Source organism: Neobacillus rhizosphaerae, assembly GCF_937468385.1.
Taxonomy (GTDB): Bacteria; Bacillota; Bacilli; order Bacillales; family Cytobacillaceae; genus Neobacillus; species Neobacillus rhizosphaerae.
Map to the genome: position 1 here is coordinate 25,919 of NZ_CALBWS010000030.1, position 13,522 is coordinate 39,440.

At 41.3% G+C, this 13,522-nt stretch carries 14 protein-coding genes; all 14 read right to left on the reverse strand.

Going from position 1 to position 13,522, the window contains the following annotated elements; translation table 11 throughout:
- Position 1: 1 nt before the first annotated feature.
- The gene (rpsC, locus tag M5A78_RS19180; RefSeq protein ID WP_248736887.1) at positions 2–658 is read right to left on the reverse strand and encodes a 30S ribosomal protein S3; all 657 of its coding nucleotides are present in this window, start codon (positions 656–658) and stop codon (positions 2–4) included.
- 3 nt (positions 659–661) lie between these two features.
- Positions 662–1,003, reverse strand: coding sequence for a 50S ribosomal protein L22 (gene rplV, locus M5A78_RS19185; protein WP_024027902.1), 342 nt, complete (start codon positions 1,001–1,003; stop codon positions 662–664).
- A 17-nt stretch (positions 1,004–1,020) separates the two neighbouring features.
- A complete protein-coding gene (gene rpsS, locus M5A78_RS19190) occupies positions 1,021–1,299 on the reverse strand; it encodes a 30S ribosomal protein S19 (RefSeq protein WP_026574091.1) in 279 nt (92 codons plus the stop codon).
- Positions 1,300–1,359: 60 nt separating this feature from the next.
- The gene (rplB, locus tag M5A78_RS19195) at positions 1,360–2,190 is read right to left on the reverse strand and encodes a 50S ribosomal protein L2 (protein WP_248736888.1); all 831 of its coding nucleotides are present in this window, start codon (positions 2,188–2,190) and stop codon (positions 1,360–1,362) included.
- Positions 2,191–2,219: 29 nt separating this feature from the next.
- The gene (rplW, locus tag M5A78_RS19200; protein WP_248736889.1) at positions 2,220–2,504 is read right to left on the reverse strand and encodes a 50S ribosomal protein L23; all 285 of its coding nucleotides are present in this window, start codon (positions 2,502–2,504) and stop codon (positions 2,220–2,222) included.
- Positions 2,504–3,127: a 50S ribosomal protein L4 gene (gene rplD, locus M5A78_RS19205; RefSeq protein WP_248736890.1), complete on the reverse strand. Its 624-nt coding sequence runs from the start codon at positions 3,125–3,127 to the stop codon at positions 2,504–2,506. The genes rplW and rplD overlap by 1 nt, the downstream gene beginning before the upstream one ends.
- A 28-nt stretch (positions 3,128–3,155) precedes the next feature.
- Positions 3,156–3,782, reverse strand: a complete 627-nt coding sequence (rplC, locus tag M5A78_RS19210) for a 50S ribosomal protein L3 (RefSeq protein WP_248736891.1) — start codon at positions 3,780–3,782, stop codon at positions 3,156–3,158.
- A gap of 39 nt (positions 3,783–3,821) precedes the next feature.
- Positions 3,822–4,130: a 30S ribosomal protein S10 gene (gene rpsJ, locus M5A78_RS19215; RefSeq protein ID WP_007085291.1), complete on the reverse strand. Its 309-nt coding sequence runs from the start codon at positions 4,128–4,130 to the stop codon at positions 3,822–3,824.
- 850 nt (positions 4,131–4,980) lie between these two features.
- Positions 4,981–6,168 (reverse strand): elongation factor Tu, encoded by a 1,188-nt coding sequence (gene tuf / locus M5A78_RS19220; protein WP_248736892.1) that lies wholly within the window; start codon positions 6,166–6,168, stop codon positions 4,981–4,983.
- A gap of 129 nt (positions 6,169–6,297) precedes the next feature.
- The gene (gene fusA, locus M5A78_RS19225; protein ID WP_248736893.1) at positions 6,298–8,379 is read right to left on the reverse strand and encodes an elongation factor G; all 2,082 of its coding nucleotides are present in this window, start codon (positions 8,377–8,379) and stop codon (positions 6,298–6,300) included.
- 50 nt (positions 8,380–8,429) lie between these two features.
- Complete coding sequence (gene rpsG, locus M5A78_RS19230; protein ID WP_248736894.1) at positions 8,430–8,900, reverse strand: 30S ribosomal protein S7; 471 nt, start codon at positions 8,898–8,900, stop codon at positions 8,430–8,432.
- A gap of 39 nt (positions 8,901–8,939) precedes the next feature.
- Positions 8,940–9,362, reverse strand: coding sequence for a 30S ribosomal protein S12 (rpsL, locus tag M5A78_RS19235; protein WP_248736895.1), 423 nt, complete (start codon positions 9,360–9,362; stop codon positions 8,940–8,942).
- 104 nt (positions 9,363–9,466) lie between these two features.
- Positions 9,467–9,715, reverse strand: a complete 249-nt coding sequence (locus M5A78_RS19240) for a 50S ribosomal protein L7ae-like protein (protein ID WP_248736896.1) — start codon at positions 9,713–9,715, stop codon at positions 9,467–9,469.
- Between the two features lie 172 nt (positions 9,716–9,887).
- Complete coding sequence (rpoC, locus tag M5A78_RS19245; protein ID WP_248736897.1) at positions 9,888–13,487, reverse strand: DNA-directed RNA polymerase subunit beta'; 3,600 nt, start codon at positions 13,485–13,487, stop codon at positions 9,888–9,890.
- Positions 13,488–13,522: the final 35 nt, after the last annotated feature.

The following is a 13,522-nucleotide window of genomic DNA, read 5'->3' on the forward strand; positions in this document are numbered from 1 at the left end:
ATTATTTGCCTCCTTCCGCATTTTTCTTCTTAGTAGGAAGGACTTCGCCTTTATAGATCCATACTTTAACGCCAAGCTTACCATAAGTTGTATCTGCTTCAGCAGTAGCATAGTCTATATCCGCACGAAGTGTATGAAGTGGAACAGTTCCTTCGCTATAGTGTTCAGAACGAGCGATATCTGCTCCACCAAGACGACCAGATACCATTGTTTTAATACCTTTCGCTCCAGCACGCATTGCACGTTGAATAACTTGCTTTTGTGCACGACGGAAAGATACACGGTTTTCTAATTGACGAGCAACATTTTCAGCCACTAGTTTAGCATCAATGTCAGCTCTCTTGATTTCAAGAATGTTGATATGAACACGTTTGCCAGTTAGTTGATTTAATGCTTTACGAAGTGCTTCAACTTCAGTACCGCCTTTACCGATAACCATACCAGGCTTAGCTGTATGGACTGTTACGTTTACACGGTTAGCAGCACGTTCAATTTCTACTTTAGAAACAGAAGCATCTTTTAAACGTTTCGTGATGTACTCACGAATTTTAAGGTCTTCGTGTAAAAGAGTAGCGAAGTCTTTGCCTGCGTACCATTTGGATTCCCAATCACGGATGATTCCGATACGCAAACCGACTGGATTTACTTTTTGACCCACAGCTTATCCCTCCTTCTTTTCTGATAAAACGATTGTAATGTGGCTCGTGCGTTTGTTAATTTGGCTTGCACGGCCCATAGCGCGAGGACGGAAACGTTTTAACGTTGGTCCTTCATCAACGAATGCTTGCTCAACAACTAGATTGTTAACGTCCATTTCATAGTTGTGCTCGGCATTTGCCATAGCTGATTTTAATACTTTTTCAACGATTGGAGAAGCAGCCTTAGGAGTGAGATTTAAAATCGCCACCGCTTCACCAACTTGCTTACCTCGGATTAAATCAACGACTAAACGTGCTTTACGAGGAGCAATACGAACTGTTCTTGCAACAGCTTTAGCTTGCATTTGGATGCCCTCCTCTCTTAACGTCTTGTTTTCTTGTCATCATTACCATGGCCTTTGTAAGCACGAGTTGGAGCGAATTCTCCAAGCTTGTGTCCTACCATGTCTTCAGTTACATAAACAGGCACATGTTTACGACCATCATAAACTGCGATTGTGTGGCCGATAAATTGTGGGAAGATCGTTGAACGGCGTGACCAAGTTTTAACAACTTGTTTGCCTTCAGTTTCATTTAACTTTTCGATCTTAACCATTAAATGATCATCAACAAATGGTCCTTTTTTTAAGCTGCGACCCATGAAGGAACCTCCCTTCGTGACTGTTCTACGGTTCTTTCTGTGAACCGTAGTAAAGTCCCGTTATTTTTTACGACGACGTACAATAAACTTATCTGATTTATTGGTTTTCTTACGAGTTTTGTATCCAAGAGTTGGTTTACCCCATGGAGACATTGGTGATTTACGTCCGATAGGTGAACGTCCTTCACCACCACCGTGTGGGTGATCGTTAGGGTTCATTACAGATCCACGTACAGTTGGGCGTTTGCCTAACCAGCGAGAACGACCTGCTTTACCAATATTAATAAGTTCGTGTTGTTCGTTTCCTACTTGACCGATTGAAGCGCGACATTCAGCGAGAATCATGCGTACTTCACCAGAAGTTAAACGTACTAATACGTATTTACCTTCTTTACCAAGCACTTGTGCAGATGTACCAGCTGAACGAACTAATTGTCCGCCTTTACCAGGTTTTAATTCAATGTTGTGTACTACAGTACCAACTGGAATGTTTACTAATGGAAGTGCGTTACCCACTTTAATATCAGCCTCAGGGCCTGACATTACTTCCATTCCAACTACTAGGTTTTTAGGAGCTAAGATATAACGCTTTTCTCCATCCACATAATTGATTAATGCAATATTTGCAGAACGGTTTGGATCGTACTCGATAGTGGCAACGCGTCCTGGAATGCCATCTTTGTTACGTTTAAAATCAATTAAACGATATTGACGCTTATGGCCGCCACCTTGATGACGAACAGTTAACTTACCTTGGTTATTACGGCCGCCTTTTCTCGTTAGCGGTGCTAATAGAGATTTTTCTGGAGTGCTAGTTGTGATTTCAGCGAAATCAGAAGTAGTCATTCCGCGACGACCATTAGAGGTAGGTTTGTACTTTTTAATCGCCATGTTATTTCCCTCCTCTTCTTGTTAGGTTCTTATGCCTCAAAGAATTCAATTTCTTTGCTGTCAGCAGTTAATTTTACAATTGCTTTACGGCGTTTGTTTGTATATCCGCCAAATTTACCCATACGCTTGAATTTACCTTTGTAATTCATGATGTTTACTTTCTCAACATCAACGCCAAAGATTTCTTCAACAGCTACTTTAACTTGTGTTTTGTTAGCTTTTACATCAACTTCAAACGTATATTTCTTTTCAGCCATTAAGTCAGTAGAACGCTCAGTAATAACGGGGCGCTTAATGATATCGCGTGCATCCATTATGCAAGCACCTCCTCTACTTTTTCAACCGCTGCTTTAGTCATGATTAATTTATCATGATTTACAACGTCTAATACATTGATTCCATCAGCTGTTACAACTGTTACTCCAGGAATGTTACGAGCAGATAAAGCTACGTTTTCATCCAGATCAGCAGTAACGATAAGTGCCTTTTTCTCAACAGAGAGGCCACCTAATACTGTTTTGAAATCTTTTGTTTTTGGAGCATCGAAAGCTAAGCTTTCTAATACCAAGATATTTTCTTCTAACACTTTAGATGAAAGTGCAGATTTAATCGCTAAACGGCGAACTTTTTTCGGTAATTTATAGCTGTAACTGCGTGGTGTTGGACCGAAAACAGTACCACCTCCGCGCCATTGTGGGGAACGAATTGACCCTTGACGTGCACGGCCAGTTCCTTTTTGACGCCATGGCTTACGACCACCGCCACGTACTTCAGAACGAATTTTAGTTTTATGAGTCCCTTGACGTAAAGAAGCTCTTTGCATAACAATCGCTTCAAATAATACGTGTTGGTTAGGCTCAATACCAAAAACTGCTTCGTTAAGTTCGATATCACCAACTTGTGAGCCGTTTTGGTTTAATAATGCTACTTTAGGCATTCCTTTTTCCTCCTTTCTGATAAATTAACTATGCTTTAACTGCACCTTTAATTTTTAGTAATGCTTTTTTAGCTCCTGGAACGTTACCTTTGATTAAAAGTAAGTTGCGTTCTGTATCAACCTTAACGATTTCAAGGTTTTGGACAGTGATTTGATCTCCACCCATGCGGCCAGGTAATAATTTACCCTTGAATACACGGTTTGGAGCAACAGGTCCCATTGAACCAGGACGACGATGATAACGTGAACCGTGAGCCATTGGGCCGCGAGATTGTCCGTGGCGCTTGATTACACCTTGGAAACCTTTACCCTTTGAGATTCCTGTTACATCTACTAAATCGCCTACAGCGAAAATATCAACTTTGACTTCTTGACCAACTTCATAGCCTGCTAAGTCATCTCCGCGGAATTCGCGAATGAAGCGCTTAGGAGCAGTATTTGCTTTTGCAACATGCCCTTTTTCAGGTTTGTTAGCTAACTTTTCACGTTTATCTTCAAAACCTACTTGAACCGCAACATATCCGTCGCTTTCAGCAGATTTCTTTTGAAGTACTACGTTTGGAGCTACCTCAACTACAGTTACAGGGATTAAGTTGCCGTTTTCTGCAAATACTTGAGTCATACCAATCTTTCTTCCTAAGATTCCTTTGGTCATTTAAGTCACACCTCCTGAATAATTTATCATTTATTTTGTTTAAAGTTTGATTTCGATATCAACACCAGATGGTAAATCTAAACGCATTAACGCATCAACTGTTTGTGGAGTTGGGTTAACGATGTCGATTAGACGCTTATGTGTCCGCATTTCGAATTGCTCACGAGAATCTTTGTACTTATGAACCGCACGAAGAATCGTGTAAACAGACTTTTCAGTTGGAAGCGGAATCGGACCTGAAACGGCCGCACCTGAACGTTTTGCTGTTTCAACAATTTTTTCTGCAGATTGATCAAGGATTCTGTGATCATACGCTTTTAAACGGATACGAATTTTTTGTTTTGCCATTATTTTCCCTCCTTTATTCGCCTATTTTCTAAATAGACATTCTCAGTGAAAATTTCCCACACACTCGCCATGGCAAAGCGGCCGGGTGTGTCAGCAACCTTCCACATCATCGCAGTCAAAGACCAACATTGTCTATTATACATAAAATATAAAGCTAACGCAACATCTTTCTCGTTTTTCTTTGAAGTTTTTATCTTTCACACTTTTTCTATTATAGCGGCTGGAAATACAGTTTTCAATAGCTTTTAACCTTCTCCAATAATATCCTAGAAATCCTAAGCTTCCAAAACTAAAACGCAATCTGTTATATATAGAAGAAACTCGGATTTTTTTAAATGCGGTGTGTTTAGAGCTTAGCTTCGTGTCATTAAAAGAAGTAAAGGTATATTTTCTCTCAAACTAGATACAGTGGTACCTTTTGCGGCACTCTGCCCCTTTTCCAAGAACAAAAGGCGCAAGCGCCCGTTTAGCGGCGTATGGACTCCTCGAAAAAGCTAACGCTTTTTCTTCGTGCGATGCTTATGCTGCCGAAGCGTTCCTTGTGGAGCGCTTTGACTGAGATAAATGAAAACTCGCCGACTGGCAAGCCGATAGGCGACGACAGAGGCGTAGTTGAATTTATGCGTTCAGAATTTAAGGAGTAAATTCTGATTAGCTAAAGGAAACACGGAGAGCATAGCGATTCGATGTTGACTTATCGTAGGGAAAAGAGCGAAGTCCACTAGCCGCTGGGCGCTGGAGCTGGATTCAGATAACTATTCCAAGTTATCAACACTAAAATATTTTATAATTTCCTATACAATAAAAAAAGCAGATGAGTCGTCACCCATCTGCTTTTGCTATTTATTAATTATTCTTGGATAGTTGTGATTGAACCTGAACCTACAGTACGTCCGCCTTCACGAATAGAGAACTTAGTTCCTTCTTCGATCGCAACTGGAGCGATAAGTTCAACAGTCATTTCGATGTGGTCGCCAGGCATAACCATTTCAGTACCTTCTGGTAGCATACAAATGCCAGTGATATCAGAAGTACGGAAATAGAATTGTGGACGGTAGTTTGAGAAGAATGGAGTGTGACGTCCACCTTCTTCTTTTGATAATACATAAACTTGTGCTTTGAACTTAGTGTGTGGTGTGATTGACTTTGGTTTAGCCAATACTTGTCCACGTTCGATATCTTCACGTGCTACACCACGAAGAAGGGCACCGATGTTGTCACCAGCTTCAGCGAAATCAAGAAGCTTACGGAACATTTCTACACCTGTTACAGTAGTAGATTTTGGCTCTTCAGTGAAACCTACGATTTCAACTACGTCCCCAACTTTAACTACTCCACGCTCTACACGTCCAGTAGCAACAGTTCCACGACCAGTGATTGAGAATACATCCTCAACCGGCATCATGAATGGTTTATCAGTGTCACGAGTTGGTGTTGGAATCCACTCATCAACTGCATTCATAAGTTCAAAGATTTTTTCTTCCCAAGCAGCATCGCCTTCTAATGCTTTAAGAGCAGAACCTTTGATAACTGGAGTGTCATCGCCAGGGAAGTCGTATTCTGATAATAGATCACGAATTTCCATTTCTACTAATTCTAGTAATTCTTCGTCGTCTACCATATCACATTTGTTCATGAAAACAACTAGATAAGGTACACCTACTTGACGAGAAAGAAGGATGTGCTCACGAGTTTGTGGCATTGGACCATCAGTTGCAGATACAACTAGGATACCTCCGTCCATTTGCGCAGCACCAGTGATCATGTTTTTAACATAGTCAGCGTGTCCTGGGCAGTCAACGTGTGCGTAGTGACGAGCATCAGTTTCATACTCAACGTGTGCAGTAGAGATTGTGATACCACGTTCTTTTTCTTCTGGTGCACCATCGATTTGATCATATGCACGAGCTTCTGCTTTACCAGATTTCGCAAGAACAGAAGTGATTGCAGCTGTTAAAGTTGTTTTACCATGGTCAACGTGTCCAATTGTACCAATGTTAACGTGTGGCTTAGAACGGTCGAATTTAGCTTTACCCATTAGGAAATCCTCCTCTAAATTATAAAAGTTAAGTATATTTATTTTTTGGAAGCTTTGGACAGGTTGTCCTAATTCCTCAGCTTCCATGCTTACAATAGTAGTTATACTTTATACCAAGGTGAAAATCAATTATTCACCTTTATTTTTTTTGATGATTTCTTCAGAAATGGACTTTGGTACTTCTTCATAGTGATCAAAGTGCATAGAGAAAACTCCACGGCCTTGAGTACTTGAACGAAGTGAAGTTGCATAACCAAACATTTCTGAAAGTGGAACCATTGAACGAACTACTTGTGCGTTACCGCGTGCATCCATACCTTCAACACGGCCACGACGAGAAGTAATTTGTCCCATGATGTCTCCTAAATATTCTTCAGGAATCGTAACCTCAACTCTCATCATCGGTTCTAAGATAACCGGGCTACACTTGGATGCAGCATTTTTAAGTGCCATCGATGCAGCAATCTTAAACGCCATTTCCGAGGAGTCGACATCATGGTAAGAACCATCAAACAATCTTGCTTTAATATCAACTAGTGGATAACCAGCAAGAACACCACGATCTAATGAATCTTCAAGACCAGCTTGAACGGCAGGGATGTATTCACGAGGAACAACACCACCAACAATACCATTAACAAACTCGAAGCCTTTTCCTTCGTCATTAGGTGAGAATTCAATCCAAACGTGTCCGTATTGTCCACGACCACCTGATTGACGGGCGAATTTACCTTCCACTTGTGCAGAAGAACGGAAAGTTTCACGGTAGGCAACCTGTGGCGCACCTACGTTAGCTTCTACCTTAAACTCACGACGCATACGGTCAACGAGGATATCAAGGTGAAGCTCACCCATACCGGCAATGATAACCTGTCCAGTTTCCTGGTCAGTATGTGCACGGAATGTCGGATCTTCTTCTTGAAGTTTTTGCAGAGCCGTAGTCATTTTGTCTTGGTCTGCTTTTGATTTTGGTTCAACTGAAAGTTGGATTACTGGCTCAGGGAATTGCATTGATTCAAGAATAACAAGATTCTTGTCATCACAAAGGGTATCACCAGTAGTTGTATCTTTCAAACCTACAGCTGCAGCAATATCACCAGCAAAAACCTTTGAGATTTCTTTACGGCTGTTTGCATGCATTTGCAGGATACGTCCAACACGTTCGCGCTTTCCTTTAGTTGAGTTCTGTACATATGATCCAGACTCTAAAGTACCAGAATAAACGCGGAAGAACGTTAATTTACCAACATAAGGGTCAGTCATAACTTTAAATGCTAGAGCAGCGAATGGCTCTTCATCACTTGAGTGTTTTTCAACAATCTCATCTTCTGAATCCGGCACATGTCCTTTAATTGCAGGTACATCTAATGGAGATGGAAGATAGTCGATGACAGCATCTAACATTAACTGAACACCTTTGTTTTTGAATGCTGATCCACAGATTACTGGGTAGAATTCAACATTAACGGTACCTTTACGAATCGCAGATTTAAGCTCTTCTTTAGTGATTTCTTCCCCACCAAGGTATTTCTCCATTAATTCTTCATCAAGTTCTGCTACCGCTTCAACTAATTTTTCACGGTATTCTTCAGCTTGTGCTTTATACTCTTCAGGAATCTCACGAACCTCAATATCAGTACCTAAGTCATTGCTGTAGAATACAGCATTCATTTCCACAAGATCAATGATGGCTGAGAACTGATCTTCAGCACCGATTGGTAACTGAATTGGATGTGCGTTTGCTTGAAGACGGTCATGGAGTGTTCCTACAGAATATAAGAAGTCAGCTCCGATTTTGTCCATCTTGTTTACGAATACTACACGTGGTACACCGTATGTTGTTGCTTGACGCCAAACTGTTTCAGTTTGCGGTTCAACACCAGACTGTGCATCAAGTACAGCTACCGCACCATCAAGGACACGTAGGGAACGTTCAACTTCAACTGTGAAGTCTACGTGTCCTGGTGTGTCAATAATGTTTACACGATGGCCATGCCATTCTGCTGTTGTTGCTGCGGAAGTGATGGTAATTCCGCGTTCTTGTTCCTGCTCCATCCAGTCCATCTGAGAAGCGCCTTCATGTGTTTCACCGATTTTATGAATTTTACCAGTGTAGTAAAGGACACGCTCAGTGGTCGTCGTTTTACCGGCATCGATGTGTGCCATGATGCCGATATTACGAGTGTTTTTTAAGGAGAACTCTCTTGCCATTGGGTCTTTCTCCTTCCTAGTATGAAAGTGTTTTTATATTGAAGGTTAGATTACCAACGATAGTGAGCAAACGCTTTGTTTGCTTCTGCCATTTTGTGTGTATCTTCACGTTTCTTAACTGCTGCACCAGTGTTGTTAGCTGCATCCATGATTTCGTTAGCTAAACGCTCTTCCATCGTCTTTTCTCCACGGTTACGTGAATAATTCACTAACCAACGAAGACCAAGAGTTGTACGACGATCAGGGCGCACCTCAACTGGAACTTGGTAGTTAGCACCACCTACACGACGAGCTCTAACTTCAAGTACAGGCATAATGTTTTTAAGCGCTGCATCGAAAACTTCCATTGGCTCTTTACCAGAACGTTCGCGAATCGTATCAAACGCTGAATAAAGAATTGCCTGTGATTTACCTCTTTTACCGTCAACCATCATTTTGTTGATTAGACGAGTAACTAGTTTTGAATTATATAGTGGATCTGGTAATACGTCTCTTTTTGCTACAGGACCTTTACGTGGCATGTATTTTCCTCCTTTCAAAGAAGCTTCTATTTAATGTGATTATTTTTTTGCTGCTTTCGGTCTCTTCGTACCGTATTTAGAACGACTTTGCATACGGTTGTTTACACCAGCAGTATCAAGCGCTCCACGTACGATATGATAACGTACTCCTGGTAAGTCTTTTACACGTCCTCCACGAATAAGAACAACACTGTGCTCTTGAAGGTTGTGGCCAATACCAGGAATGTATGCAGTCACCTCAATACCGTTTGTCAAACGTACACGAGCATATTTACGTAACGCTGAGTTCGGTTTCTTCGGAGTCATTGTACCAACACGAGTACATACTCCGCGTTTTTGTGGTGAAGATACATTTGTTTGTGATTTCTTAAAGCTGTTGTAACCTTTATTTAGCGCAGGAGATTTTGACTTCTCTGCCACTGATTGACGAGGTTTGCGCACTAATTGGTTTATAGTAGGCATTATTTGTTTCCTCCCTTCATTATTTGTAAGTCCACACATCCAGGTGGTTCATTTTTTTGCAAAAACAAAGTTTTTGCAGACTACTCTATCTACAAAAACAGTTTTTAACGGATAATTGCAACAGTAGCGGCACCAACTTCAATCCCACATGCTTTCCCAAGTTTTTTCATCGAGTCAACATATCGGATCGGAACATCTGATTCAGAAGCCACGTTAACAAGCTTTGCTGTCACCTTCGGTTCAGCATCGGTTGCAACGATCAACTCTTTCACTTGCCCTTCATTAAGTGCTTTTACTGTTTGTTTTGTTCCTATAACGATTCGTTGTGCCTGCAATACTTTTTCATAAGACATAAATCATATCCTCCAAAGTATCAGGTGAATAGGAGCACCTTTGATATAATATCATTTTCACAAATAGATGTCAACAAATGATTTACTTTTTTATACAAGCGAATCACCTTGATTATTATTTCTTTAAAATGCGGTACCTGCTTTAAAAGCACGTACCGCACATTTTTTCTAATTAATCAACTGCTACTGTTTCTTCAGAAGTTGTATCGCGAAGGACCGGTTCTGCCTTACGGTAGCGCGGCATACCAGTTCCAGCAGGAACAAGTTTTCCGATGATAACATTTTCTTTCAAGCCAAGCAATTCATCAGTTTTACCTTTAATAGCGGCATCAGTAAGAACTCTTGTGGTTTCTTGGAATGATGCGGCTGACAAGAATGAGTCGGTTTCAAGTGATGCTTTAGTGATTCCAAGTAAGACTGGTCGTCCAGTAGCTGGAAGTTTGTCGCTAAGTAACGCTTTTTCATTCGCATCCCTAAACTGATGGATATCAAGAAGGGTTCCAGGAAGAACATCCGTTTCACCAGCATCGCTTACACGAACCTTGCGCAGCATTTGACGAACCATTACTTCGACGTGCTTATCGCCAATTTCAACCCCTTGCATGCGGTAAACTTTTTGCACTTCACGCAATAGGTACTCTTGAACAGAAGTAACGTCTTTCACTTTGATTAACTCTTTCGGATCAATCGAACCTTCAGTTAATTCTTGACCACGTTCAATCGGGTCATTAATTGCTACTTTCAAACGTGCTGTGTATGGGGCATTATAAGTACGTGATTCAACTTCGCCTTGAACTACGATTTCATGCTGACGATCACGACCTTCATTTATCCCAACGACAACACCGTCAATTTCTGAAATAACCGCTTGACCTTTCGGATTACGAGCCTCAAAAATCTCTTGAATACGAGGTAAACCCTGGGTAATATCGTCTCCGGCAACACCGCCTGTATGGAACGTACGCATCGTTAACTGTGTTCCTGGCTCACCGATGGATTGTGCAGCGATAATACCAACTGCTTCCCCAACTTCAACTTCTTGGCCAGTTGCCAAGTTGCGGCCATAACACTTCTTACATACTCCATGACGGGTATTACATGTAAACGCTGAACGGATTTTTACTTCTTCCACACCTGCACCGACAATGATTTCTGCTAAGTCCTCGGTGATTAAACCATTTTCAGGAACAAGTACTTCCTTAGTTTCAGGATGCTTGATTGCATTTCGAGCGTAACGTCCGATTAGTCGTTCGTCCAATCCTTCGATGATCTCAGTACCGTCTTTTAATGCACGGATTAAGAAACCACGGTCCGTTCCGCAATCATCTTCGCGAACAATAACATCCTGGGCAACGTCGACAAGACGACGTGTTAAATAACCAGAGTCAGCCGTTTTAAGGGCTGTATCAGCAAGACCTTTACGAGCGCCGTGAGTGGAGATAAAGTATTCTAATACCGTTAATCCTTCACGGAAACTTGATTTGATTGGCAACTCAATGATACGTCCAGCTGGGTTGGCCATCAGACCACGCATACCAGCAAGCTGGGTAAAGTTAGATGCGTTACCACGGGCACCGGAATCACTCATCATGAAGATTGGATTCGTTTTATTCAAGGACTTCATCAACTTCCCTTGAATGACATCCTTGGCCGCACTCCAGATGGCGATGACGCGATCGTAACGTTCATCTTCTGTAATCAAACCACGTCTGAATTGTTTCATCACATTATCAACTTTTCCCTGTGCATCATGGAGAATTTGCTGTTTCTCAGCAAGTACAACAATATCTGCAACACCAACGGTAATTCCCGCTTTTGTCGAATGCTTAAATCCTAAGTCCTTCATACGGTCAAGCATTTTTGACGTTTCGGTAATTTTGAAACGTTTAAATACTTCCGAAATGATATTTCCAAGAATTTTCTTTTTAAAGGGTTCAACTATTGGCATATTGCTAATTTTCGCCTTGATGTCTTCACCTTTTTCAACAAAATACTTTTCAGGTGTTTTGACTTCTAAATTGTTCCTAGTTGGTTCATTGATATACGGGAATGACTTCGGCAGAATCTCATTAAAAATAAGTTTTCCAACAGTTGTAATTAATAACTTACTGTTTTGTTCTTCTGTAAAAGTTTCATTTCCCAATGAGCCAGCATGGACTGCAACACGAGTATGGTAGTGAGCAAAGCCGTTTTGATAAGCAAGAATCGCTTCGCTTGTATCTTTAAATACCATACCTTCCCCGATTGCACCTTCTCTTTCCAATGTTAGGTAATAGTTCCCTAATACCATATCCTGAGAAGGAGTAACAACTGGTTTTCCATCTTTAGGGTTCAAGATATTTTGTGCTGCTAGCATTAATAATCGTGCTTCTGCTTGTGCTTCTGATGAAAGCGGCACGTGCACAGCCATTTGGTCACCATCAAAGTCCGCGTTGTATGCTGTACACACAAGCGGGTGCAGACGGATTGCCCGTCCTTCAACAAGTGTTGGTTCAAAGGCTTGAATCCCTAGTCTATGCAATGTAGGGGCACGGTTTAGTAAGACTGGATGTTCTCTGATAACGTCTTCAAGTACATCCCATACATCAGGAGATACTCTTTCGATTTTACGTTTTGCTGATTTAATATTATGGGCTAAACCTTTTTCAACAAGTTCCTTCATTACAAATGGCTTGAATAGTTCAAGTGCCATTTCTTTTGGAAGACCACATTGATACATTTTTAAGTTAGGACCTACAACAATAACGGAACGTCCTGAATAGTCAACACGTTTTCCTAGTAGGTTTTGACGGAAACGTCCTTGCTTTCCTTTTAACATATGGGAAAGTGATTTTAATGGACGATTACCAGGTCCTGTGACTGGACGGCCACGGCGGCCGTTATCAATTAAAGCATCCACAGCTTCTTGAAGCATCCGCTTTTCGTTTTGAACGATAATACTCGGTGCACCAAGATCTAATAAACGCTTTAAGCGATTATTTCGGTTAATGACACGACGATAAAGATCATTTAAGTCAGAGGTAGCAAATCTTCCCCCATCCAATTGAACCATTGGACGAAGCTCTGGTGGAATGACCGGAAGAACATCAAGAATCATCCAAGAAGGTTCATTTCCAGAACCACGGAAGGCTTCTAACACTTCAAGGCGTTTAATGGCACGTGTACGCCTTTGACCTTGAGCCGTTTTTAGCTCTTCTTTTAAGATCTCTACTTCTTTGTTTAAATCAATATCAGAAAGAAGCTTTTTGATTGCTTCAGCGCCCATTGCAGCTTGGAATTTGTTTCCGTACTTGTCACGATATGCGCGATATTCTTTTTCAGATAAAAGCTGTTTCTTATCAAGGGCGGTATCACCGGATTCTGTCACTACATATGAAGCAAAGTAGATGACTTCCTCCAAAGCCCGGGGTGACATATCTAAAACAAGTCCCATTCGGCTAGGAATTCCTTTGAAATACCAAATATGTGATACAGGTGCAGCAAGTTCAATATGACCCATTCGTTCACGACGAACCTTTGCACGGGTTACTTCTACTCCACATCGGTCACAAACGACGCCTTTATAGCGGACACGTTTGTATTTTCCACAGTGGCATTCCCAGTCCTTTGTTGGTCCGAATATTCTTTCACAGAATAAACCGTCCTTTTCAGGCTTTAAAGTACGATAGTTAATGGTTTCTGGCTTTTTCACTTCTCCGAAGGACCATGAACGGATTTTATCCGGTGAAGCAAGACCAATTTTCATATACTCAAAATTATTAACGTCTAGCAAGGGGCCTACCTCCCTTTTTATCTCAGGTTTTACCC